Source organism: Streptomyces sp. ID05-26A, from assembly GCF_033794685.1.
In the GTDB taxonomy this organism is placed as follows: domain Bacteria; phylum Actinomycetota; class Actinomycetes; order Mycobacteriales; family Pseudonocardiaceae; genus Lentzea.
Genome location: NZ_JARAYZ010000001.1, coordinates 2087366 through 2111735 on the forward strand (window position 1 = coordinate 2087366; position 24370 = coordinate 2111735).

21 protein-coding genes and 1 pseudogene are annotated in these 24370 nt (G+C 68.8%); 14 read left to right on the plus strand and 8 right to left on the minus strand.

The genetic code is table 11. The annotated features are described in order from the left end of the window. The first annotated feature begins 101 nt into the window (after positions 1-101). Positions 102-1718 (plus strand): glycosyltransferase family 87 protein, encoded by a 1617-nt coding sequence (locus PV646_RS10350; protein ID WP_500341208.1) that lies wholly within the window; start codon positions 102-104, stop codon positions 1716-1718. Here PV646_RS10350 and PV646_RS10355 read toward each other — a convergent pair. From PV646_RS10355 to PV646_RS10365, 3 genes are read right to left on the minus strand one after another with little or no spacing between them, the layout of a single operon-like run. Then, positions 1630-2637, minus strand: coding sequence for a GDSL-type esterase/lipase family protein (locus PV646_RS10355; protein ID WP_500341209.1), 1008 nt, complete (start codon positions 2635-2637; stop codon positions 1630-1632). The two genes, PV646_RS10350 and PV646_RS10355, sit on opposite strands and share 89 nt — an antisense overlap. Before the next feature lie 19 nt (positions 2638-2656). After that, positions 2657-4033, minus strand: coding sequence for a glycosyltransferase family 87 protein (locus PV646_RS10360; RefSeq protein ID WP_500341210.1), 1377 nt, complete (start codon positions 4031-4033; stop codon positions 2657-2659). A gap of 23 nt (positions 4034-4056) precedes the next feature. After that, positions 4057-4827, minus strand: a complete 771-nt coding sequence (locus tag PV646_RS10365) for a deoxyribonuclease IV (protein ID WP_500341211.1) — start codon at positions 4825-4827, stop codon at positions 4057-4059. A gap of 131 nt (positions 4828-4958) precedes the next feature. Here PV646_RS10365 and PV646_RS10370 point away from each other — a divergent pair, with 131 nt between their 5' ends. From PV646_RS10370 to PV646_RS10400, 7 genes and pseudogenes are all read left to right on the plus strand, one after another. After that, positions 4959-5894 carry a hypothetical protein gene (locus tag PV646_RS10370; RefSeq protein ID WP_500341212.1) on the plus strand — a complete coding sequence of 312 codons (936 nt, stop codon included), beginning with the start codon at positions 4959-4961 and terminating at the stop codon, positions 5892-5894. A 101-nt stretch (positions 5895-5995) separates the two neighbouring features. Next, a pseudogene (gene rpsF / locus PV646_RS10375) lies at positions 5996-6277 on the plus strand (30S ribosomal protein S6); the annotation flags it as partial. Positions 6278-6399: 122 nt separating this feature from the next. After that, positions 6400-6912 (plus strand): single-stranded DNA-binding protein, encoded by a 513-nt coding sequence (locus PV646_RS10380; RefSeq protein ID WP_084401535.1) that lies wholly within the window; start codon positions 6400-6402, stop codon positions 6910-6912. A gap of 58 nt (positions 6913-6970) precedes the next feature. Further along, positions 6971-7210: a 30S ribosomal protein S18 gene (gene rpsR, locus PV646_RS10385; protein ID WP_030480165.1), complete on the plus strand. Its 240-nt coding sequence runs from the start codon at positions 6971-6973 to the stop codon at positions 7208-7210. Positions 7211-7227: 17 nt separating this feature from the next. Continuing rightward, on the plus strand, positions 7228-7680 hold the full coding sequence (gene rplI, locus PV646_RS10390; RefSeq protein ID WP_319964794.1) for a 50S ribosomal protein L9: 453 nt from the start codon (positions 7228-7230) through the stop codon (positions 7678-7680). A gap of 721 nt (positions 7681-8401) precedes the next feature. Continuing rightward, positions 8402-10360 carry a replicative DNA helicase gene (dnaB, locus tag PV646_RS10395; protein ID WP_500342355.1) on the plus strand — a complete coding sequence of 653 codons (1959 nt, stop codon included), beginning with the start codon at positions 8402-8404 and terminating at the stop codon, positions 10358-10360. A gap of 223 nt (positions 10361-10583) precedes the next feature. Beyond that, positions 10584-10718 carry a hypothetical protein gene (locus PV646_RS10400; protein ID WP_500341213.1) on the plus strand — a complete coding sequence of 45 codons (135 nt, stop codon included), beginning with the start codon at positions 10584-10586 and terminating at the stop codon, positions 10716-10718. Between the two features lie 99 nt (positions 10719-10817). Here the strand turns inward: PV646_RS10400 and PV646_RS10405 are convergent, their stop codons facing one another. Continuing rightward, entirely contained in the window at positions 10818-11420 is a 603-nt protein-coding gene (locus PV646_RS10405; protein ID WP_500341214.1) for a TetR/AcrR family transcriptional regulator, read from the minus strand. A gap of 64 nt (positions 11421-11484) precedes the next feature. Between PV646_RS10405 and PV646_RS10410 the strand changes: the two genes are divergently transcribed. The 3 genes from PV646_RS10410 to PV646_RS10420 all read left to right on the plus strand — a co-directional run bounded on the left by PV646_RS10410 (position 11485) and on the right by PV646_RS10420 (position 13580). After that, complete coding sequence (locus tag PV646_RS10410) at positions 11485-12396, plus strand: SDR family oxidoreductase (protein ID WP_500341215.1); 912 nt, start codon at positions 11485-11487, stop codon at positions 12394-12396. A 27-nt stretch (positions 12397-12423) separates the two neighbouring features. Beyond that, positions 12424-13086, plus strand: coding sequence for a hypothetical protein (locus PV646_RS10415; RefSeq protein WP_500341216.1), 663 nt, complete (start codon positions 12424-12426; stop codon positions 13084-13086). 125 nt (positions 13087-13211) lie between these two features. After that, on the plus strand, positions 13212-13580 hold the full coding sequence (locus PV646_RS10420) for a nucleotidyl cyclase domain-containing protein (protein ID WP_500341217.1): 369 nt from the start codon (positions 13212-13214) through the stop codon (positions 13578-13580). 87 nt (positions 13581-13667) lie between these two features. On the opposite strand, the gene PV646_RS10425 is transcribed toward PV646_RS10420, so the two are convergent. The 3 genes from PV646_RS10425 to PV646_RS10435 all read right to left on the minus strand — a co-directional run bounded on the left by PV646_RS10425 (position 13668) and on the right by PV646_RS10435 (position 20001). Further along, positions 13668-16700, minus strand: coding sequence for a beta strand repeat-containing protein (locus tag PV646_RS10425; protein WP_500341218.1), 3033 nt, complete (start codon positions 16698-16700; stop codon positions 13668-13670). A 196-nt stretch (positions 16701-16896) separates the two neighbouring features. Further along, complete coding sequence (locus tag PV646_RS10430; RefSeq protein ID WP_500341219.1) at positions 16897-17631, minus strand: hypothetical protein; 735 nt, start codon at positions 17629-17631, stop codon at positions 16897-16899. 192 nt (positions 17632-17823) lie between these two features. Next, positions 17824-20001 (minus strand): translocation/assembly module TamB domain-containing protein, encoded by a 2178-nt coding sequence (locus PV646_RS10435; protein WP_500341220.1) that lies wholly within the window; start codon positions 19999-20001, stop codon positions 17824-17826. 79 nt (positions 20002-20080) lie between these two features. Here PV646_RS10435 and PV646_RS10440 point away from each other — a divergent pair, with 79 nt between their 5' ends. Next, positions 20081-21232, plus strand: coding sequence for an AI-2E family transporter (locus PV646_RS10440; RefSeq protein WP_500341221.1), 1152 nt, complete (start codon positions 20081-20083; stop codon positions 21230-21232). Here PV646_RS10440 and PV646_RS10445 read toward each other — a convergent pair. Then, the gene (locus PV646_RS10445) at positions 21229-22431 is read right to left on the minus strand and encodes a GGDEF domain-containing protein (RefSeq protein ID WP_500341222.1); all 1203 of its coding nucleotides are present in this window, start codon (positions 22429-22431) and stop codon (positions 21229-21231) included. The two genes, PV646_RS10440 and PV646_RS10445, sit on opposite strands and share 4 nt — an antisense overlap. Positions 22432-22548: 117 nt before the next feature. Here PV646_RS10445 and macS point away from each other — a divergent pair, with 117 nt between their 5' ends. Together macS and PV646_RS10455 are read left to right on the plus strand one after the other, a co-directional pair. Beyond that, a complete protein-coding gene (gene macS, locus PV646_RS10450; protein WP_500341223.1) occupies positions 22549-23709 on the plus strand; it encodes a MacS family sensor histidine kinase in 1161 nt (386 codons plus the stop codon). Next, positions 23706-24368, plus strand: coding sequence for a response regulator (locus PV646_RS10455; protein ID WP_500341224.1), 663 nt, complete (start codon positions 23706-23708; stop codon positions 24366-24368). Before macS ends, PV646_RS10455 begins: the two co-directional genes overlap by 4 nt. Positions 24369-24370 lie beyond the last annotated feature (2 nt).

The following is a 24370-nucleotide window of genomic DNA, read 5'->3' on the forward strand; positions in this document are numbered from 1 at the left end:
CCCGCGAAGGGGCCCGGTGCACACGCACCGGGCCCCTTCGCTTTGTGCGTTACCTGGGATGTTGACCACGGCGAAACGGTCTTGGCCGTAACATCCGCCCCGTGCCCAGCAGCCCTGCCGAGCTTCCCGCCGAGGCGTCCGAGTCCGACCTCGCCGAGGAGACCGACTCGCTCACCCGCGAAGAGCGCGTCGCACCCACCTGGACCGAGTCGCTCGCCCGCGGTCTGAGCAGACCGTTCGGCGGTCCGCTCGGCAAGCACGCGCAGGTCGGCCGGAACTACTTCTGGACGGCGCTGCGGGTCGTCCTGATGCTCGCCGTGGTCACGTTGCTGCTGGGCTGGGTGCAGAAGTCGCCGTGCATCCAGCAGTACGTGGACGACAAGGGCGTCGTGCAACTCGACTGGCGGGGCAGCAAGCAGTTCACCGCGCTCTGCTACTCCGACACGGTGCCGCTCTACACCGCGGAACGCCTCGACCAGCGCGGTTCCTTCCCGTACATCACCTCGTGGAAGGACGATGAGGGCAAGCCGACCGAGCACGTCCGGTACATGGAGTACCCCGTGGTCACCGGGCTGTTCATGTGGCTCAACGCCCGCGTGGCGCAGGGTCTCGTGGCGCTCGTGCCGGGGATGCCCATGACGGTGGTCGTGTTCTTCAACGTCACCGCGTTCTGGCTGGCCGTGGCCTGGCTGGTGACGGTGTTCTCGGTCGCCCGGATCGCCCGGCGGCGCACCTGGGACGCGGCGATCGTCGCGGTGTCTCCGCTGGTCATCGTGCACGCGTTCACGAACTTCGACACCATCGCGACGGCGTTCGCCACGGCCGGACTGCTGGCGTGGGCGCGGAAGAAACCTGTGCTCGCCGGTGTGCTGCTGGGGCTCGGTGGTGCGGCGAAGCTCTATCCGTTGTTCCTGCTCGGGCCGTTGCTCTTGTTGTGCTGGCGGTCCAACAGGATCAAGGTGGGCCTCACCACCACCGCGGCGGCCATAGGCGCGTGGGCGCTCGTCAACGCGCCGATCGCGCTGAACCCGGCATCGCAGACGGGCTGGAGAGAGTTCTTCCGCCTCAACACCGAACGCAACGCCGACCCGGACACGCTCTACAACGTGCTCGTGCAGTGGACGGGCTGGCCGGGCTTCGACCCCGGGCTGACGCAGGGGCAACCGCCGACGGTCCTCAACACGGTCAGCATGGTGCTGTTCCTCGTCTGTTGCGCCGGCATCGCCTACGTGGCCCTCTCGGCACCGACGAGGCCCCGCCTCGCGCAGCTCGGGTTCCTGGTCGTGGCGGCGTTCCTGCTGACGAACAAGGTGTGGAGCCCGCAGTACTCGTTGTGGCTGGTGCCGCTGGCGGTGCTCGCGTTGCCGCGCTGGAAGTTGCTGCTGGCGTGGATGACGGTCGACGCGCTGGTGTGGGTGCCGCGCATGTACTTCTACCTCGGCACGGACAACAAGGGTCTGCCGATCGACTGGTTCCTCGGCGCCGTGCTGCTGCGTGACGCCGCCGTCATCGCGTTGTGCGTGATGATCCTCAAGGAGATCTACCACCCGGAGCGCGACCTCGTGCGGATGGCGGGCGACGACGACCCGTTGGCGGGCGTGCTGGCCGACGCGCCGGACCGCCGGCTGGTCAAACCCGTACGAGGCGAGCCATTGCACCGAATGCGGTCCCGTTCGGATGCAGGTGATCACCGGAGTCGAACTCCGGACGCAGTCTGAGCGGATCGGCGGGGTCGCGCACGGCCTCGTCGAAGTCGATGGCGGCGGGGAAGGTGGCGCGGATCCACGCGTTCACCTTCTGGCGCTGCTGTTCCCTCTCCTCTGTCCACGCGAACCAGCCGCGCCACGGCGTGATGGTGCCGACGTGGAACTCCACGCCCTTGTTCTGACACCGCAGCTGGATCGTGCGGATGCCGGCGATGACGTTCTCGGCGTTGACACCGCTCTGGATGTCGTTGATGCCGCCGAGCAGCACGACCTTGCGGACTTCCTTGCTGTACAGGACGTCCCGGTCCACACGGGTGACCATCGGCGCGTTGCCCAGCACCACGCCGTTGCCGTTGATGCCCGCGTTCAGGACCGCGTAGTCGCTCTGCACCAACGACGGCCAGGTGTTCTCGTGGAAGCCCTCGGTGATCGAGTCGCCGAACATCACCACCGCACCCGGCGCCGTGAAGCCCGCGACCTCGACGGCCGAGACGAGGCAGATCCGGTCACGCGTCGACGTGATCGTGCGGTGCGCACGGGCCTGGCACGGCGTGCCGGCGGGGGAGTACGTGCTGACGTCCAGCGTCTTGGTGGTCCTGAGCTGCACGGCGTCGCTGTAGACCTCGGCACGGGCCCTGATCGTGACGGCGCGGGAACGGCCGAACGTGAGCTGCCGCGTCTCGCCGTCCGCGGTGACGGTCACCTGCTCGACGCGGACCGGCCTGGTGCCCATCAGGTTCGACAGGCGCACCCGGACCGAGGTGCCGCCCGCCGCGAGGTCGACCGTCGTGCGCACGCTCGGATCCGGCACGGCACCGGAGAGCGTCGGCACGGCCTGCCACACGGGCAGCCAGCGGATCACCTCCGACCGCACGGGCACGCCGGAGGCACCGCAGGCCAGCAGCAACGCCAGCACGATGATCACCCTCACGGGTGAAGTCTGCGGCGGATCAGGCCCTGGTTGCTACAGCCCCGCGGAGGAACTTCAGATCTTCGTGGTCGTCCTCGGTGACGTCCCGGGACTTGAGGAACACCACGAACAGCGCCAGGAGCAGCGCGGCCCGGCCCCACACGCCGATCATCACGGCCTGCGCGGAGAAGCTGTCGTAGATGCCGGCGGGCTGCCCGAACTCGATCGCCCAGAACCAGCGGAAGATGCCGATGCCCATGGCCAGGTCGACCACGAAGTACGCGAAGGCCCACACCAGCCGCACGCGCAGCAGCACCAGGAACGGCACCAGCCACAGCGTGTACTGCGGCGAGTGGACCTTGTGCAGCAGCATGAAACCGCACAGCATCGCGCCGGACACCGCGATCCACGGGTAGCTGCCCTCGCGCCGGAACCGCATCCAGCCGTAGCCCGCGGCGATCCCGAACGACAGCAGGATCGCGATCGGCGAGAGGACCCCGACCAGCGACTGCATCGCGTCGTCGCCGATGAACGGCCGCAGACCCCAGTACCAGATCGAGTTCGTCGTGATGTCGACCCGGCGCAGCTGCTGGAACTCGAACGACGCCGCCCAGCCGTCATAGCCCGCGATCGCGAACGGCAGGTTGACCAGCACGACCGTGATGATCGAGGCGAGACCGACCTTGACCGCGCCGGCGACGTCGACTTTCTTGCCGTCAGGCATCTCCTGGCCGCGCCAGCCACCGGTGGCGACGAAGAGCATCAGCGGCAGCACGAAGGCCGCCGGGTAGACCTTGAACGCGAACCCGAGCCCCAGCAGCACGGAGGCCACCACGGCTCTTTCGACCAGCGGCCGGTTCCAGCGGTGCACCACGAAGACCGCCGCGACCGAGCAGAGCACGACGGGCAGGTCCCAGTTGTGGAACGCGTAGAGGATCAGCGGTGGCCCGATCGCCCACAGCAACGCGCGCCACCGGGCGAGCTTGCCCAGCAGCCAGCCCGTGAGCAGGCCGAACGGCGCCATCAGCAGCGACGAGTAGAGCAGGTACTCCGCGTCGTTGTGCGCGAAGATCGCGCCCGCCCAGATGAGCAGGCCGGAGAGCACCGGGTACTCGACCGTGCCCCCGATGAGGACACCCTTGTCGTTGATGTTGCCGTCGACGTACGGGAAGACGTGCCGGTCGATGTCGCGACCGATCCAGAGGTGCTGGATGTCGGAGTAGCAGACGTCCTGCTTGTTGCGTTCGTCGTAGTCGGGCTGCGTGCGGCCCCACTGGTCGAACGCGGGACCGGTGCAGCGGTCCTTGTTGATGAAGCCCAGCAGCAGCGTGAGCCCGCACAGGAGCACGAGCACGACAGCGGCGGGCTTGCCGAAGCGGGTCGTGAACCGCCCGGAGTCGCCTCGCTCGGGCGTCACGCTCACCACCTCGTGCACGGTGTTCACCGGCCGGCGTGGTCGCGCAGGAAGGCGATGTCGTCGGCCTGGCCCTCGTCCGGTGTCTCCACCACGACGGGACATCCGGCGCTGGCGACCACGGCCGCCAGCTGGTCGGCGTCGATGGTGCCAGTCTTGATGTTGTCGTGCCGATCGCGAGAGGAGCCGAACTCGTCGCGCGAGCTGTTGAGGTGCACGAGGTCGATCCGGCCGGTGATGGCTTTCACCCGGTCGACGATGCCGACCAGGTCCTCACCGGCGGCGAACGCGTGGCAGGTGTCCAGGCAGAAGCCCGCGCCGAACTCGCCGACCGCGTCCCAGAGGAGCTTGAGGGAGTCGAACGTGCGGGCCATGGCGCCGTCGCCGCCCGCGGTGTTCTCGATCAGGACCGGGACCGCGAAGCCGCCCTCGGCGACCTGGCGCTCGAAGAACTTGCGCCAGTTCGCGAAGCCCTCGGCCGGGTCCTCGCCCTTGGTGACGTGGCCGCCGTGCACGATCAGGCCCTGGGCGCCGACGGTCGCGGCGGCCTCCGCGTGCTGGATCACGTTCTTCCTGGACGGAATCCGGATCTTGTTGTTCAGCGACGCGATGTTGATCAGGTACGGGGCGTGGACGAACACCTCGAGATCGGACGCGAGCAGGGCTTCCGCCTGCGGATGAGGTTTCGGCTTCTTCCAGCCCTGGGGATCCGAGAGGAAGAACTGGACGACCTCGGCCCCGCGTTCGGCCGCGGCGCCGACCGGGTCGTCGTCGCGTACATGGGCCCCGATGCGCATACGCAGGAGGGTAGTCGGCGTCCATAACGCCATCGCAGCCGCCGCCGATAGGAGTAATTGGAAAAACTGGGGATGGTCTACGTCACCACCAGGACCTACGGTCGTTACTAGAGAGTAGGAAAGGGGTTCGCATGAGGCTGTTGAGCGTCGCCGCCACGGCGTTGCTGGCCCTGGCGTCCGCGTCGGTGGGCGGGGTCGCGCACGCGGCCGATCCCATCGTGGTCGGCAGTTGCGCCACCACCGTGCAGGGCGCGCCCGGCACCCCCGTCTCTCTGAGTCTTGGCGCAGTGCTCCAGCCTGTGACGGACCTCGTTCGCGCCGTGCCGCTTCTCGGCCCTGAGATCGTCAAGGGTCTTCAGCCGGCGTTTGCGCAGGCCAAGCCCGTTCCAATCGGTGCGATACAGGTAGGTACGACAACCATCAGCGGCGGCACGATCGCCAACGCGGTCATGCCGGAACTGCAGAAACTCCCCTTGCTGGGCCCCGTCCTCGGGGCCATCGACAAGAACCTGCGCACCACGCTCACGGCGGGTTGCCAGCTGACCGTCGTCGGCGTCAACCAGGTCGCCGCGCCCGTTCAGGACGGCGCCAAGGCGGTCGGTGACGCCTCCCAGCAGGCCGTCGGGGGAATCATTCCGGGAGCGCCGAAACCGCCTGGTCAGCAGCCCCAGCCGGGCACGCCGCCCGGTCAGCCCGGCACGCAGCCGGGTGCTCCCGGCGTCCCCGGCGTGGGTGCCGGCGCCCCGAGCAACCGCGACTTCTCGCTCTACCCGATCGGCTCGAACTTCGGTCGCGTGCCGCTGTTCAGCTACGGCTCGCTGCCGTTCGCGATGCCCGGCCTGTACTCACCGTCGCCCGGTGTGCGGTACGGCTCGCAGGTACCCCGCGCGTCCAACGGGACCGGCGTCGAGGGCGATCTGGTGCAGGCCGCCGGTCGCGCCACGGCGTTGCCCAGGCTCAGCGGTCCCGGCGGCGTCGGTGCCCCGGTGCTGGTCGCGGTGCTGATGCTCGCCCTGGTGACGGGCGCGCTGGTGCGGACCTGGGCGCTGCGCCGCACCCCTGCGTAGTCGCCGGACGCGCTCTGTTAACCTTTGTCAGTTGCTGACGCGACGACCCTCCTGCCACGGAAAGCCCGTGGCCGCGAGTCCACAGGAGGTGAGTGGTCCTCATGCGTCATTACGAAGTGATGGTCATCCTCGACCCCAGTCTCGACGAGCGCACGATCGCGCCGTCTCTCGACACGTTCCTCAACGTCATCCGCACCACGGGCGGAAACGTTGAGAAGGTCGAGGTGTGGGGCAAGCGCCGGTTGAGCTTCGAGATCAACAAGAGCAGCGAGGGCATCTACGCGGTGCTCGACCTGACCTCGACGCCTGACGCGGTGAAGGAACTGGACCGCCAGCTCGGTCTGCAGGAGACGGTGCTCCGGACGAAGGTCCTGCGCCGTGAGCCCGCCAAGGCCGCCAAGTTGGCTGCCAAGGCTGCTGCCCGGTCGGAAGCCAAGTCTGCCAAGTCAGCGGCCCGCGCCGCTGCCAGGGCCTGACGAACCTCGATTAGGGGAGCTCCCAAGACATGGCTGGTGAGACGACGATCACGGTAGTCGGAAACCTGACTGCCGACCCCGAACTCCGCTTTACCCAGTCCGGTGCGGCGGTGGCCAGCTTCACGGTCGCCTCCACGCCCCGCACGTTCGACAAGCAGTCGGGCGAGTGGAAGGACGGCGAAGCGCTGTTCCTGCGGTGCAACGTGTGGCGTCAGGTCGCCGAGAACGTGGCCGAGTCGCTCACCCGCGGTTCGCGAGTGCTCGTCTCCGGACGGCTGCGCCAGCGTTCCTTCGACACGAAGGAAGGCGAGAAGCGCACTGTCGTGGAGCTGGAGGTCGACGAGATCGGCCCCTCGCTGCGCTACGCGACCGCGAAGGTCAACAAGGTCAGCCGTGGAGACGGCGGCGGTGGCGGCGGCTTCGGCGGCGGCGGCGGTCAGCAGTCTCGCGGCGGTGGCGGCGGCGCGCCCGCGGACGACCCGTGGGGTTCTGCCCCGCAGGCCGGTTCCAGCGGCGGCTTCGCCGACGAGCCCCCCTTCTAGACCGACTGCACCGGTCATCCAGTACTTCACACCTCGCGTATTCAGGAGTTAGAGACACATGGCCAAGCCGCCTGTGCGCAAGCCCAAGAAGAAGGTCTGCGCCTTCTGCAAGGACAAGAGCGCGTCCCTGATCGACTACAAGGACACGACGCTGCTCCGCAAGTTCATCTCCGACCGCGGCAAGATCCGTGCCCGCCGCGTCACGGGCAACTGCTCGCAGCACCAGCGCGACGTCGCTGTTGCCGTGAAGAACGCCCGTGAGATGGCCCTGCTGCCCTACACCTCGACCGCCCGCTAAGAGAAGGAGACACTGCGATGAAGCTCATCCTCACCGCTGACGTTTCCGGCCTTGGCGCTCCCGGCGACATCGTCGAGGTCAAGGACGGCTACGGCCGCAACTACCTGCTCCCGCGTGGTCTCGCGATCGTCGCGACCCGTGGCGCGCAGAAGCAGATCCAGGTCATCACCCGCGCGCAGGACACTCGCCGCGTGCGCGACCTGGACCACGCCAAGGAGATCAAGACCGCGCTCGAGGGTCTCTCCGTGACGCTCAAGGCCAAGGCCGCCGCCGGCAGCACCAAGCTGTTCGGTTCGGTCACCGCGTCGGACGTGGCGGCTGCCGTCAAGTCCGCCGGTGGTCCGGTCCTGGACAAGCGCGCCATCGAGCTGCCGGGTCACATCAAGACCACGGGCAAGCACTCGGTCACGGTTCGCCTCCACCCCGAGGTCACCGTCGCCCTGCCGCTCGTCGTGACTGCGGGCGAGTAGCTAGGGCTCCGTCGAGGGGCGAGCCCTGCTCGCCGCTAACGCGGCTTCGCAGAGTTCGCCTCCGCGTGTCTGTTGCGGGGGCGACCCCCGCAGACCCCGCGGGCGACCTTATGGCGTTGCATCGTGCGGTAGTGCCGCCACACGTTGGTGGGGATCGCCCACGGTTCGATTTGCTGAAGCGCTGCTCACCCGGAATGCTCCGGGTGGGTGGCGCTTTCGCTCGTTCGGACCAGTGTCGTTCTGTCCACGTCCTGTGGATAAACCACCTTCTCACCGTGGGCGCGACACGCCGACGAGAGTGTTTTCCGCGACACGCCGACGGCGTGCCGCACAACTTTTTCCACAACTTGTACACAGCCACTGAGCTGCAGTTACTTCTGTCACTCCACTGGTTGTCAACAGGTTGTCCCCAGCTCCGCGACCCCTGTGAGCAACCATCCACAGGTTGTCCCCCAGTTATCCACAGGGCGATCCACACGCTGGTTTGCTTGCTCCGGACGGGTCCCTCTAGCGTCGCTGTCAGGGCAAGGCCATCGCACAGCGTGGCCGCCCGAAATTGTCGGTGCCTCGCTGTACAACTAGGGGACTCAGGCACCGTCTCTCGACTCTTCGCAGGGGTGATTCGGCAGTGGCGCTCGTGGACGACCGGGGCATGGCGGAGCCCGCATTCGAGCGTCAGCCGCCCCAGGACCTCGCGGCGGAGCAGTCCGTCCTCGGCGGCATGCTGCTGTCGAAGGACGCGATCGCGGACGTCATCGAGGCGCTCGCGCCGAACGACTTCTACCGCCCGGCGCACCAGGCGATCTACGACTGCATCCTCGACCTCTACGGCCGCGGCGAACCCGCCGACCCGATCACCATCTCGGCCGAGCTCGAACGCCGCGGCGAACTGCTGCGCGTGGGCGGCGCGCCGTACCTGCACACGTTGATCGCGACGGTCCCCACGGCCGCGAACGCCGGCTACTACGCCGAGATCGTGGCCGAGAAGGCGGTGCTGCGCCGCCTGGTCGAGGCCGGCACGCGCATCGTGCAGCTGGGGTACAACGGTGCCGAGGGCGCGGACGTCGACGAGGTGGTCGACCGAGCGCAGGCCGCGATCTACGAGGTCACCGACCGCCGCACCACCGAGGACTACGTCGCCCTCGAGGACCTGCTCCAGCCGACGATGGACGAGATCGACGCGATCGCGTCCCGCGGCGGCATGTCGCAGGGCATCCCGACGGGCTTCGCCGACCTCGACGCCCTGACCAACGGCCTGCACGGTGGTCAGATGATCATCGTCGCCGCCCGCCCCGGTGTCGGCAAGGCGCTGGCCCTCGACACCCCGCTGCCCACCCCGTCCGGCTGGACGACGATGGGCGCCGTGTCCGTCGGCTCGTACCTGATCGGCGCCGACGGCCGCCCGACCAGGGTCGTCGCCGCGACCGAGGTGATGACGGGCCGCCCGTGCTTCGAGGTGGAGTTCTCCGACGGCACCGTGATCGTCGCCGACGCCGAGCACCAGTGGCTGACGGAGTCGTGCAGCGAGACCGGCGGCTTCTGGGCGATCCGCACCACCGCGCAGCTGTTCGAGCGCGTCGGCGTGTGCCGCATGTTCGTCCGCATGTCCGCGGCCTGGGAACTGCCGACCGCCGCGCTACCTCTCTCGCCCCGCGCGCTGGGCCAGTTCCTCTCGGGCCTGGGCGACCTGGAGCTGACGGACGAGGAACAGCGCGTCGCCAAGGAACTGGACCTGGCCGACGACCCGCACATCCCCGCCGCCTACCTGCGCGCCTCGCACAAGCAGCGCGCCGAACTGCTCGCCGCCCTGCAGATCGATGGCCGCTTCGCCCGCCTGCGCCGCGACGTCGACGAACTGATCGCGGGCCTCGGCCGCCACGACCAGGTGGAGATCGTCGCCGTCCGCCCGGTCGCCTCCGTCCCGGTGCGGTGCGTGGAGGTCGACAACCACGACCACCTGTACCTCGCGGGCGAGACGATGATCCCGACCCACAACTCGACGCTGGGCCTCGACTTCGCCAGGTCGTGCTCGGTCAAGCACGGCATGACCAGCGCCATCTTCAGCCTGGAGATGAGCCGCACCGAAATCGTCATGCGCATGCTCTCCGCCGAGGCACGCATCCGCCTCAGCGACATGCGAGGCGGCACCATGAGCGACGACGACTGGACCCGCCTGGCCCGCCGGATGAGCGAGATCAGCGAGGCCCCGCTCTTCGTGGACGACAGCCCGAACCTCACCATGATGGAGATCCGGGCCAAGGCCCGCCGCCTCAAGCAGAGGCACGACCTCAAGCTGGTGGTGGTCGACTACCTCCAGCTGATGTCCTCGGGCAAGAAGACCGAATCGCGCCAGCAGGAAGTCTCGGAGTTCTCCCGAAACCTCAAGCTGATCGCCAAGGAACTCCACGTCCCGGTCATCGCGATCTCACAGCTCAACCGAGGCCCGGAACAACGAACCGACAAGCGCCCGATGCTCTCCGACCTCCGTGAGTCGGGCTCCCTCGAGCAGGACGCCGACATGGTCATCCTGGTCAACCGCCCAGACGCCTGGGAACGAGACGACCCGCGCGCCGGCGAGGCCGACCTGATCATCGCCAAGCACCGCGCGGGCCCGACCGCGACCATCGTCGTGGCGCACCAGCTGCACTACAGCCGCTTCACGGACCTGGCTCAGACGTAAGCCGAGGCGGTGCAGGGTCTGGAACACCGCTGCACCTTCTCGAGAGAACTGCACCTTCCTGTAGTGACCTCGCCGAGGGAGCAGGCGGTCTCACCGGACCTCACGAATGTGGTCTACACGACGGACAACGAACTGGTGTGCGTGGACCGCGCCAGCGTCGTGCGGTGGCGGCACGCGTTCGGCACATTCCAGGAAAAGGTGCGACACCTGGCATGTGCTGGACATGATCACCGGGGCGGTGCTCGCCAGCGCCGAACTGAGCACCGTCGGCCACGGCGGGAACCAGCACCTGATCGACGTCCGCACGGGGGCGCACCTCGGCACCTTCGACGCGCACACCGAGGACGCGTACGCGTGATTCCGGCCGGTGATGGTGCGTAGCTGACGTTCTACGACGGCACGTTCCGCCACCACGTCCGCTGACAGCGCTCGTCAAGCCGCATCGGCCTGTGCGCGGCTACGGCTTGCGGGGTTCGAGCCCTCGCAGCGCCGTGTCCACCACCTGATGCGCGTATTCGCTGGTCAGCGGCGTCGTCCGGTGCAGCCACCGGTTGAGGATCGGGCCCCAGACCAGGTCGACCGCCACCTCCAGGTCCACGCCCTCGGCCAGTTGGCCGGCCTCTTGGGCGGCGCGGAGGCGGGCCTTCTTGATCTCGCGCATCGGGTTGTCGAGGCGGGTCGCGTACTCGGCGGCCAGGGCCTGGTCCAGAACGATCTCGGTGTGCAGGGCGCGCATCGCCTGGTCGAAGCGCGGGTTGTTGAGTTCGTCGACGGTGGCGGCCAGGACCAGTTTCAGGTCTGCCGCCAGGTCGCCGGTGTCCGGGAGGGCCGCTGCTTCGCCGTCGCCTGCCAGGTCGAGGAAGGCGTCGAAGAACAACGCGCCCTTGGAGGGCCACCAGCGGTAGATCGTTTGTTTGCCGACCCCTGCTGACCGGGCGATGCGCTCGATGGTGAGTTTCGCGTAGCCCACCTCACCGACCTGGTCGATGGCGGCGCTGAGGATCGCGCGGCGCACGCCGTCGTTGCGCCGGTTGGGGTCTGGGGCAGCTGTCAGGGACACGGGGGCAATCTAACGCATGACGAGACGAGACGTCTCGTCTTGACACGGGATCGCAGGTCGGGGCATGCTCGCCCTGTCGACGAGACGAGACGTCTCGTCTCGTCTCGTCAGAGCCACAGGGGGAACGAAGATGACTGCCTCAGCCTCATCACGCGTTTGGTTCGTCACCGGTGCGAGCCGCGGCCTCGGCCGGGCCTTCACCGAGGCGGCGCTCGCCGCGGGTGACCGGGTTGTCGGGGTGGCACGCGACCTGTCGCCGCTCGACGAGTTGGCCGCGGAACACCCGGAGCGGCTGCTGCGCCTGCCGCTCGACGTCACGGATCGGGAGGCCGTTTTCGCCGTCACGCAGAAGGCTGTTGAGCGCTTCGGGCGGCTTGATGTCGTGGTGAACAACGCTGGTGCGTTGTTCACGGGGATGGTGGAGGAGTTCACCGAAGCTGAGGCTCGGGCGCAGATGGAGCTCAACTTCTTCGGGGCGTTGTGGGTCAGTCAGGCGGTGTTGCCGCATCTGCGCGCCGGCGGGGGTGGGCACGTGCTGCAGATTTCCAGCATCGGTGCGTTGGGTGGGTTTTCGAGCACTGGGCTGTACAGCGCCAGCAAGTTCGCGCTCGAAGGGATGAGCGAGGCGTTGGCTGCGGAGGCCGCGCGGTTCGGGGTCAAGGTGACCATCGTTCAGCCCGGCGGGTACTGGACCGACCTGTACACCAGCAGTCGGGCGACTGAGCCGAACCCCGTTTACGACGGGTTGCGGGAGGAGTTGCAGAAGCAGTGGGCTGAGGGGTCTGTGGACAGTGAGCCGAAGTTGGCGGCTGAAGCGGTGATGAAGTTGGTCGCCAGTGACAAGCCGCCGTTGAGGCTCCTGCTCGGCAGCATGGTTTACGACGTCGCGTTCGACATCTCTCGGCGGCGGATGGAGACGTGGGCCGCGTGGGAGGAGACCAGTCGTGCTGCGGAGAAGGCTGTTCCGGCGCCTTGACGGAACCGGGCTTGCTTGGATGGTGGCGTGACCGCTTACGACGTGGCTCGTCGCCTGCCTGACATCCCGGAACTGCGCGCGTTGTGCCGTGCGCTGGCCGCGTTGGAGGTGGTGTTGAGTCCCGACCACGATGACCGGTATCACCTCTATGACACCTCTTGGGCGCCTGATGAGGAGTTGGCGTCCATGTACAACGGCTCCGGCGACGAGTACTCGATCGTGTTCACGGCCGCGGGGGCGTACGTGCGCGGTTTTGACCACGAGTCGCCCATGAGTCCTTACGGCACCGACAACGGGAAGCCGTGGCCTGGTGTTCTCGATGCGGTGCCCGAGGTGTTCCGGGCGTGCGTTGAGGAGCCAGCGTTCTCCGACGAGCTCGACGTACCGACGCTGACGGTGTGTCTGTGGCGCGAGCACGGCGACACCGCCTGGCGGCACGGCGACATCGACTTTCCCGGCGATGGTGATGACGGGGCCGACTGGATGTTCGCGTTGCTGATCGACGGCACGCCCGAGGCGTTCCAGAAGTGGGCGCAGGACTACTACGAGATGCCGGTCGACCTCGGCGCGGTGCGGCACGTCTACGCCGGGCAGCCGTTGACCGCCGAGGTCGTGGCCGCGCTCAACCCCGGCACCACCCTGGCCGACGTCGCCGACGAGGTGGCCGAGACCGGCTATCCGGTCCACTGAGGAGAGTCCGAAGAACCCGTGGCGCGCGAGAGCCGGAGCGACAGGGCGCTCACAGCCGCCAAGGTGACTCACCCGAGCGGGTCGCGGTGCTGGTCAAAGGGCCTGGGCTCGGCTAGAACCGGACTGTGCTGCACGACCCGCTGACGGGGCTGCCCGGACACGCGCTGCTGCTCGACCGTCTGGAGCAGTCGCTCATCCGCGCCCGCACGCGCGGCACGCTCGTGACGCTGGTGCTGATCACCGGACCGGACGACGTGCTGGCCGCGGCGAGGGTGTTGCGGCAGAACCTCCGGCCCGACTTCACGGTCGCGCGGTACGGCGACGCGGTGCTGGCGGTGCTGGCCGAGCACGACTTCGGGGACGGGTCGCCGATCGCCGAGCTGATCAGGCAACTGGTCGGCGAGCGGCCGCAGGTCCACTGGGTGACGAGTGACGGTGCCGCACAGCCGGAAGAACTGCTGGTCACAGCACAAACACCCCCCGAACGGCACTGAGCCCCAGCGACACCGTCATGTCGCTGGGGCTCAGTTTCTTACCGGAGGGAGGGTGTTACGTACTGCGGGTGTTGCGGGGGGTGTTGCTTAGAGCGAGCCGGTCACCGTCTGGAACAGGTTGGCCGGGTCGATCATGGCCAGCGCCGGGGCGTTGAACGGCAGCTGCGGCAGCGCGCGCTCGTCGGCCTTCGGGGCCAGGCCCTGGGTCGGGTTCAGGTTCAGACCCGAGATGGAGGCCGGGCCGTCGACGGGCAGCGCGGGCAGCGAACGCTCGGTCGGGAGCGCGGGCAGCTGCACGGGCACCGGCAGGGCCGGGGCGGTCACCGGGAGGGACGGCAGCGAACGCTCGGTGGCGCCGGCCGGGACGAGGTCCTTCGCGGCGTCGAGCAGCTGGCCCAGCGGCAGGCCCTGGACGTTCGGGGTGATGCTGCCGGTGCCACCGTTGATCGGCAGAGCGGAGCGCTCCTGCGCCACACCGGGCAGAGCCGGGGTGGGCAGCTGGCCGGTCAGAGCCGCCAGGTCAGCCGGGTTCGGGAGCTGGTTGACGGGCAGCTTGCCGTCGAGACCGTTGACACCGTCGATGCCGTGGAACGCCGGAACCTCGTTGGCCTTCAGCAGGCTGTCGACACCCTTGGGGAGCTCCAGGCCCTTGAGCTGCGTGGCGCGCAGCGTGCCGTCGGTGTCCTCGCCGGTGAGCTGCGTGTCGTCGCTCGTGCCCAGCGTGGTCGCCTGGCCGACGACCTCGACGGGGATGCGCGCGACCTTGGCAGCCGCCTCGACCGGGACGGTCATCTCGCGGGCGGTCAGCGGTCCGCTGCCCTCCGTGAGCATTTCGCCGCCGGCCTTGGTGTACGAGGCCTTGTCGGTGACCGTCGTCGCGTTGCCGGCGACGGCGACCGCGTCCGCGTACACGCCGGCGAAGGCGTTGGCGGGGACGTGGACCAGGTTGCCGGAGACCGAGGCGTCCTCAGCCGAGGAGTAGCTGTCGGCACCGGACACGACGTTGGTGGAGGACACCACGTCGGAGTTGGTGATGCCGGCCGCCGCGACCGTGTTGCCCGGAACTGCCGGGAGCACGGCCGGCTGCGCGCCGATCAGGTTGCCGGAGACGGCACCCTGGTCACCGTTGCTGTTGACGTCGCCACCGGCGACCGAGCTGAGGTCGTTGGTGGAGAAGGCGTCGACGTTGCTGCCGCCGCCGACCGACCAGCCGAGCACCTGGGTGCCGGTCGCGACCGGAGCCGACACGGCGTTGCCCGCGATGGAGCCCTTTTCGCCGGTGGTGATGGCGTCGCCGCCGGCCTTCATGTCGGTGGCGTTGTCGCCCGTGGTCTCGTTGTTGCCCACCAGGGTGACGCCGTCGGCGAAGACCTGGGCCGGCGTCGAGGTCGGAACCTGGACGATGTTGCCGGACACCGAGCTCTTCTTGCCCGAGGCCAGCGGGTCGTCACCGGCCTTGACGGTGGTGTCGTTCGACGTGTCGGACTTGGTGTTGCCCACCAGGCCGGCGGTGACCGCGAAGACCTGCGGTGCGGCGGCGGTGGGAGCGGTCACGATGTTGCTCGAGACCGTGCCGTTGTCGTCGACGGTGTTCGGCTTGCCGCTGGAGCGGACGTACTTGACCTCGTCGGCCGAGCCGGACGCCTGACCACCGAGCGCCGCCGCGAGGCCGTAGACCTCGGCGGGGGTGGCGAGCGGCGCCGACACGACGTTGCCGCCGACCACGGAGTCGTTGCCGAGCGTGCCCTGGTAGCCGCTGGTCGTCGAGGTGACGTCGTTCTCGCAGGTGCCCGCGGCCTGGCCGGCCAGGGTCGCGCCGTTGCCGCACGCGTCCACGGCGGTGGCCGGCGGGGCGTCGACGAGGTTGCCGGACAGAACCGACTTGTCGCCGTTGCTGTAGACGTCGCCGCCCGCGTTGGACGTCGCGTCGTTCACGTGCTCGGTGGCCGCGTTGCCGACCAGGGACGCACCGTTGCCACCCACGGAAGCGGGGAGCGAGATGGGTGCGCCGGCGATGTTGCCGGAAGCCGTGGAGCCGTAGCCGTTGCTGTTGAGGTCGCCACCGGCGCGCGACGTGTTGGTCGTCTCGCTGACGGCCTTCGAGTTGCCACCTGCGGCGGCGGCGTTGTCGTCGACCGTGATCGGGCCGGCGAGAGCCGGCGCGACGACGTTGCCGGCCAGCGTGGCGGGGTCACCCGTGGTCCACGTCTTGCCACCGGCGTACGCGGTACCGCGCTGGACGGAGTCGGTCGCGGCGTTGCCCGCGGCGGCGGCCGAGTTGCCGTTCACCTCGAACAGCGGTGCCAGCGGGACCGGCACGGCGTTGCCCGAGATCGAGCCGCTGTTGCCGTTGGTCTTGACGACGCCCTTGGACGAGGCGAACGTGTCGGCGGTGGAGTTGGCGTTGGCGATGCCCGCCGCGCCCACACCGTTGCCGGTGATCTGAACCGGGGTCGCACCCTGCTCGGCGACGACGTTGCCGGAGAGCGCGCCCTTCTCGCCGCTGGTGCGGATGTCGCCGCCGGTCGTGGAGACCTGCTCGGCGTCGGTGTTGGTCTCGGCGTTGCCGCCGGCCGCGATCGCGTTGCCGGTCAGCTGGACCGGGAGCACGTGGTTGACGGCGACGACGTTGCCGGCGAGAGCCTGGCCCGCGCCATCCGTGACGATCGTGCCGTCGCGGTGGGTGTGCTGCGAGCAGTCGCCGGACGCCTCGGTGTTCGCGAGGACCGCGATCGCGTTGCCGCAGATGTTGATCGGCACATCGACGTGCGCCTGGATCGTGTTGCCGCGCACCAGGTTCTGGAGCGGGGTGCCCTGCAGGCGCTCGCCGGCCTGACGAACCAGCGGGTTCGCGACGGGAGCGGCGGTGCGGGTCGGCACCGCGCTGGTGACGCGGTCCGTGCTGATCGTGCGGTCCACCTTGGGGACCGTGATCTCCTTGACCGGCGTGGCCAGCTTGTTCTGGTCCGCCTTGAGCGGCACGGAGGCCGCGACGTCGACGGCCGGAGGCGCTGCGTCCGGGTCGACGTTCTCCTGGGCAGAAGCGATGCCCGTACCGAGCATCAGCAAACCACCAGTGACAAACGCGGTCTGAAGTCCGCGCTTTGCCCAGGTCTGCATTAGAACTCCTTCATTGGGTTTCCCGCCAGAAACGACGGGGGCTCAAGGGGGTGGGGCCGAAACGCGCAGGGGAAGGCGCGTCATCACCGGGAGGAGTCGCACGCGGTGATCGACCGAAATGAGCGCAAGAAAAAAGCGCGACGGTCGACTTCCGGACAGCCAGGGGAGGAGGGCTGCCGCGGACCGCGCGCTGGAATCAGTCGGGGTTGATACCGGGCTGCTTGCCCGGCGTCACGGTGACCTCGTCGGTGGACGGCGCGAGAGCGCGCGTCGACGAGATGCCGTGAGCGTCACCGGGTGCAGCGAGAGCAGCGATCAGGCTGCCCTTGGCAGAACCAGAACCGTCGCTGCACGAAGCGCACTGCACCGGCGCGGGGGCCGGGACGGGCAGCTTCGGGAACGGGTTGCTGGGCAGGGACGGACGCTGTTCGGAGGGCACGACAACGTCGTTGTGCTCCAACAGATCCGTCCAACTGCCACCGGACGTGCCGGTGAACTGCGAGACCACCGGTGCCGGCGACTGACCGGCATCGGTGGTGGGGGCCGGGATCTCCGGGAACGTCACGTCCATGGCCCGCTCGGAAGCGGGGCTGCTGGACTGACCGATCCTGGTGACCTGCGGCAGGATTCGAGCGGCGATCGTCTCGACCGCCTGGGAGACCTGCACGTCCGGCAGGGAGGCGCGAGCCTTCTCCTGCTCGGCGCGCAAGGTCTCGTCGAGCTTGTGCACCGCGGTGGCAGCGGGAGCGACGACCGGCAGCTTCTCGTCCGTCTTGGCGACGATCTTGCTGACGACGTCGAACTGCTGCGCGTCCACGGGGGTCACAGCATCCGCCGCGGAGGCGGACGACGTGGTGAGCGCCCAGGCAACGGCCGTTCCCGCGATCGCTCCACCGACGGCGAGCAGCGCTCGGGTGGCGAAGCGGCGCATGCCGTTCGCTCCCGTCTTCGCTCGCTGACCAGTGGAGAACAACGCAGGAAACCTCGCTACTCGGTGCCGCTCAAGGGATTCGCCGACGATCAAGCTGATCAAGTCGACGTCGGCGACTCTGCCAGTCCATCCACCCCGAATGCACGCTCTGAGCGCTCGGTTAACTACATCGTGTGAACGGCATCCCTTGGCTCACACCCGTTTCAGCACGCGTGCGGCACCGGCCGCCGCGGTCGACGCGAGGACCCATCCCACGGCCACGAGCAGCGAAGATATCCATTGCGACGCACCGGTGAACTGCCACTTGCCGTCGTGGCCGAAGTCGATGATCGGGATCAGGAGGTCGAGAGCGAGCAACGCGGCGTTCCACACCGGGTTCTCGTCCTCGTTGAGCTTGACCATGGGGTGCCAGGCGAACCACAGCGCGCCGAAGAGCCAGAAGACGGCGAGCCAGCAGATCGCGAGCCAGGGCCGGTAGCCGTAACCGACCGTCCACCGCTGCACGACGCCCCAGACCCGCCCGGCACGGCCGAGTTCGGAGTAACGACGCCGCTGCTTCTCCAACTGGACCTTCTGCGCGAGCTCCTCCTCACCGCCCTGCTGGTAGACGGCGGCGAGCTGTTCGTACGGTCCGGGCGCGAAGTCGGGCTGCACCTTGAGCAACCACTCGAGCCGGGTCTGCACCGGCACGTCCGGGTCGGCGGTGATGCCGGCGAACTCGAAGTCGTCCACGGCGACGCCGCCCTCGGCGGCCCACAGCCCCGGCCCGTCGGTCACCGACACCGCTTTGAGGCGGCTCAGCACTATTTTCCCCTTGGGCTGCTGGCCCTCGGGGATGTGCAGGCGGAACTGGTGGACGGTGAGCCCGTAGGCGTTGAGCGCGATGTCCGCCGCGGTCGAGCCGAGGTGCGAGTCGCTGAACGTGGCCATCTTGCCGACCTCGCCCAGCCGGATCCGCACGCCGCCGACCGCGGTGAACCCGCGGCTGCACAAGAGGTCCTTGCCGATCGTGATGGCGCGGGCGTCCAGCGACGGCTTCTGCGTGCCGTTCGCCCGGAGCCGCGGGAGGGTCAGCTCGGCGCCGGACATGTCGAGAGTGGAGCCGATGTTCGCGTTCTGCAGCCGGACCGAGCCCTTGGCCTTCAGCTCGCGCAGGAAGAGCGTGCCGCCGACCTGGAGGCGGTCGGCGAACAGGACGTCGATGCCCGGGCCGTGCAACGAGACGCCGGACATGCTGGCGCTGCCCATGATGTGTGCGTTGGAGAGCCGCACCTGGCCGTAGGTGTGCAACGGCTGCGAACGGGCGCCCGCGCCGTTGACCGCACTACGGGCCTCGACGTCGCCACGCACCTGCATGCCGTCCGCGTGCAGGGCGACGGGGATGCGGTTGGTGACGTCGCCGGCGAGTTCCTCGGCGACGTCTCGCGGCCCGATGACCGCGCCGGACAGCCGGAGGTACCCGCCGATGCTCGCGTTGGGCAGCCGGACGGTGCCGGTGCTGGTGAAGCCGTCGTCGAGTTCGAGGTTGCCCTCGACCCGGAGGCGGTCGGCCACGAGCGTCGCGGCCTCGTCGGCGGACCCGTGCGGCAGGACCAGCACCTGGTTGTCGACGCGGTGGGCGGAGTTGAGGCGGGCGCCGGTGAACTCGACGTTCCCGTTGACGCGCGCGCCGTCGAACAGCACCCGTCCGTCCGCGGTGAAGCGGCCGCCCTCGGCGTTGCAGAAGACGTTGCCCACGACGACGATCCCGGACGCGTCGAGCGCGTCCTTGCCGGTGTTGAGCAACCGCGCGCCGCCGAGGTGGACGCTGCCGCCGATCGACGCGCCGCGGAGCCTGACCTCACCGTGCGCGCGCATCGCGATGGCCTGGACCGAGCCGCTGACCCGGATCCGGGCGCCGAGCAACGCGTGGTTCGTGTCGGACCGCAGCACCGCGCCGGCGAGCCTCAACGTGCCGTCGACGGCGGCGTCGGTGAGGTCGACGGTGCCGGTGCAGGTGAACCCGGCTTCGAGAACGAGGTCGCTGAACACCCTGAGGTTGCGGCCTTGGAGTCCGGGCACGCGGGTCCCGCGCAGCCGCAGGCCGATGAGCCGGGCCATGCGGAGGTCGAGCGGCTCTTCGAAGGTGCAGTGGGTGAGGTCGATGACCCGCGTGACGCGGGTGCCCTCGAGTTCGAACTTGCCGGTGATCCGCGCGTTGCGGAGCCTCAGAGCGGGTAGTCCCTTGCGCGGAACGCGGTACAGGCCGGTCAGCAGACCGGTCAGCACCTCACCGCGAGCGCTCTGTCCGGTCAGGTCTATCTCGGTGCCCCCCGCGTAAGCCGCTGCGACCTGGCGCTCGACTTCGGTCAAGTCTTCCGGCTTGATCACTTCGTCCTCCCCTGACGAGTCGGATCATCCCTGGTGGAGTTCCGGCTTGGCGAGGGTCCGAACAGTTAACGTGAGGCACATGAGCACGCCGGAGTCGGAGATCAGCGGCCGCGTCCCGAAGCTGCTGCGCGTGAGTGCGGCGGTGAGCTGGCGCTTCGTCGTCGTGATCGCCGCGTTGTACGTGGTCGCGTACGCGCTGAGCTTCCTGGCGTCGATAGTGATCCCCGTCGCTATCGCGCTGCTGCTGGCCGCCCTGTTCTCGCCAGGTGTGTCGAAGCTCGTCGACTGGCGGGTGCCGCGCGGCGTGGCGGTGACCGTGATGATGATCATCGGCATCGGTGTCCTCGGCGGTGTGCTGACGTTCGTGATCAGCGAGTTCTCCCGGGGCCTGCCGGAGTTGCAGTCCCAGGTGGCGGCGTCGCTCGACACGATCCAGACGTGGCTGAAGGACGGGCCGGCGCACCTGTCGGACGCGCAGCTGCAGAACTACCTCAACGAGATCGTGAAGACGATCAAGGAGAACCAGGCGGAGATCACGTCCGGCGCGTTGACGACCGCGGCGACGTTGGGCGAGCTGCTCACCGGGCTGTTGCTGGCCCTGTTCACGCTGATCTTCTTCTTGCACGACGGTGACGGGATCTGGCGGTTCGTGACGCGTGCGGTGCCTCGGGACGTGCGGCAGCGCGTCGACGTGGCGGGGCGTCGCGGATTCGGCTCTCTCGTTTCTTATGTGCGCGCTACGGCCGTGGTCGCGATCGTGGACGCCGTCGGTGTCGGCGTCGGGTTGGCGATCATCGGGGTGCCTCTGGTCGTGCCGCTGTCCGCGTTGGTGTTCCTCGGTGCGTTCATTCCCATCATCGGCGCGGTGTTCACGGGTGCTGTCGCGGTGTTGATCGCGTTGGTGACCAACGGGCCCATCGCTGCACTGATCGTGTTGGCCGTGCTCATCGGCGTCATGCAGTTGGAGTCGCACGTGCTGCAGCCGTTGCTGCTGGGGCGCGCGGTCAAGCTGCACCCGTTGGCCGTGGTGCTGGCCATCGCCGGTGGGTTGGTGACCGGGGGGATCGCCGGGGCGTTGCTGGCCGTGCCGTTGCTGGCGGTGCTGAACTCCGGGATCCGGTCGCTCGTGTCCGACTCGGACGCCGAGCAGAAGCCGGAGAAGGTGGACGTGCTGAATCCCCAGGACACCGCGCCGAAGGACGACAACAGCGAACGGGTCAAAGAGCTCTAGGCCATCGACACCAGGTTGCGACCGTAGGCCTTCGCCGCCAGCAGCGCCGCGTCGGCCGCGACCAACAGGTCCGGCAGCTCGTACCCGAACCGAGTCGTCGTCGACACCCCTATAGACACTGTCAGCCCGTGCAGCTCGCGGGGCTTCCCGTCCGTGGCCATCGTCGGCACGCGAAGAGCGGCCACGGCCTTGCGCACGCGTTCGGCGACGAACTCGGCCTCGTCCGGTGTGGCCTCGGGCAGCAGCACCACGAACTCCTCGCCGCCGAACCGTCCCACCAGGTCTCCACGGCGCACGGTGCCGCGCAGCAGCAACGAGATCGCGGCCAGCGCGGCGTCTCCTGCCAGGTGCCCGACCTCGTCGTTGACGCGCTTGAAGTGGTCGAGGTCGAGGAGCATGACGGCCATTGGGCGAGTGCGGCCGGAGCCCTTGGTGAGTTCGTAGCGGGCGCGGCTGTCCCAGTGCACCGCGTTGGCCAGGCCGGTTTTGGCGTCCCGCTGGGCCGAGCGGCGCCATTGGGGGAGTTGGGCTGCCCGTTCCAGGAGGGCCAGGGGTGGACCGGCGATCAGGACGTGGATCGCGTTCGACTCCGCCACGCACCCCATGAGGCCGCCGATCGACACCGCGACGATGCCCAGGACGGCGTCGATGGGTTCGCCGACGTTCTCCTCGAAGGTGGCCGAGGGGCTGCGGAGCTTGAGACCGAACGAGATCAGGCCCGCTCGCAGGATCAGGAGCAGGGCCGCGCCCAGGGTGAGGACCAGGAGGTTGGCGTGCGGGTCCGCCCAGCCGAGGACGTAGCGGGTGGCGAAGACGGCCAGGGCGGTGGCGCTCAGGGTGAAGAGCCAGCGGTGGGTCTCCGGGCGCTGGGCCAGCAGGCAGTGCAGGGCCGGGCCGAAGAGCAGCAGGACCAGGAGGTTCGGCGGCAGGGCGAGGATGCCTGCCGTCAGGTAGCAGAGGTGGGCCGCCCACGGGTTGCGCTCGGTCTCGCCCAGGCGGTGGCTGTAGATGGAGCTGCCGATGATCACCGCGCCCGCCGTGCCCGCGATGGCCGCGAACCTGGCGATTTCGGAGGGTGACGGCGTTTCCGACGAAACGATCGCGTGGACGACGGTGGCGAGCGCGACCATGTCGATGAACAACCAGTAGCAGAGCGCGGGCCGCCGCAAAGTCCACACCGGCCAGTGCCGCACCTGCATCAGCCCTCCCCCGAACCCGGAGAGCGTCGCACATTCCTCCGTTCGGCAGAAGACGGCCACCTGGGGGTTAGCCAGCACACGTTCACGCGGCAGGATGGTGTCCGAAGGGAGCACAGAGTGCGCAAAGAGCCTGCCGAACGTGTGACGAAGGTGATCGACGACCCGACCACGCCCCTGTGGCGCGGGACGATTGCACTACGCATAGTCACATTCCTCTTCGCGACGGCGAACATCATCGCGAACCAGTCCAATTACGTACGGCCGTGGCTCGCGTGGACCACGCTCGGGGTGATGGCGCTGTGGTCCGTCTTCACGAGCCGCGCCTACAGCACGACGTGGGGCAGGCGGTGGCCGCTCGTCCTCACCGACCTGGCTCTGACCTGCGGTCTCATGTCCCTTTCGCCACTGATCATGTCCGACCACCAGCTGCTGACCCTGAACGTCCCGCTGATCACGACGATCTGGGCGTGCGTGCCGGCGGTGGCACTGGGTGCGCTGGGTGGGCCGTACGCGGGCTTCGCCGGCGGACTGGCGGTCGGCCTCTCGACCTACCTGTCCAAGGTCAATCCCAGCCTCGACCTCCTGCGTGACGTCGTGTTGCTCGCCGGCGCGGGCATGGTCGTCGGCATGGCGTCGGCCACCGCGCGGCGCAGTGCGGTGCTGCTCGCGCAGGCGTTGAGAGCGGAAGCGGCCACGGCGGAACGCGAGAGGCTTGCGCGCTCGATCCACGACAGCGTGCTCCAGGTCCTAGCCCGCGTGCGCAAACGCGGGATGGAGGTCGGCGGCGAGGCGGCCGAACTGGCCACGATGGCGGGCGAGCAGGAGGTGGCGCTGCGGAACCTGGTCGCCGCCGCCCCTGTCGACTCCACTGTGGATGGAGAGATCGACATGCGGCCGGGGCTGCAGTTACTGGCCACGCCGCGCATCCAGGTGTCCACGCCCGCCACGCAGGTCATGCTGAAGGCCGCGGCCGCGACCGAGCTGACGTCGCTGGTGCGGGAGGCGCTGTCCAACGTGGACAAGCACGCCGGTCAGGACGCACGGGCGTGGGTGCTGCTGGAGGACCTGGGGGAGGAGATCGTGCTCAGCGTCAGGGACGATGGTCCGGGCATCCCGGAAGGCCGGATAGCGGTGGCCGCCGCAGAGGGCAGGATGGGGATCGAGAAGTCGATCAAGGGCCGGGTGGAGTCGCTCGGTGGCACGCTCGAGCTCCAGACCGGGCCGGGGGAGGGCACGGAATGGGAGGTTCGAGTGTTCAGGAAGGGGGCGGCAGGATGACGGTCTCGGTGATGGTCGTGGACGACCATCCGATGTGGCGCGAAGGCGTGGCACGCGATCTGCAGGAGCGCGGCTTCGAGATAGTGGCGACCGCGGGCGACGCGCCCTCGGCCGTGCGGATCGCGAAGGCCGTGCGGCCCAACGTGGTCCTGATGGACCTCAACCTCGGCGAACTCTCCGGGGTCGACGCGACCGCGATGATCACCAGCGAACTGCCGGAGACGCGCGTGCTCGTGTTGTCCGCGTCCGGCGAGCACGACGACGTGCTGCAGGCCGTGAAGGCGGGTGCGTCCGGTTACCTGGTGAAGTCCGCGTCCTCCGAGGAACTGGTCGAAGCGGTGTCGAGGACGGCCGCGGGCGACGCCGTGTTCACCGCGGGCCTCGCGGGCCTGGTCCTGGGTGAGTACCGGCGCATGGCCGCCGCTCCGGACGACTCGGAGGAGAAGCCGCAACTCACCGAACGGGAGACCGAGGTGCTGCGGTTGGTGGCCAAGGGTCTGACCGCACGGCAGATCGCGAACCGCCTCGTGATCTCCCACCGCACGGTCGAAAACCACGTCCAGTCGACTTTGCGCAAACTTCAACTGCACAACCGGGTGGAGTTGGCGCGTTATGCCATCGAGCACGGTCTCGACGCCGATCCGGAGGCAGAGAAATGACA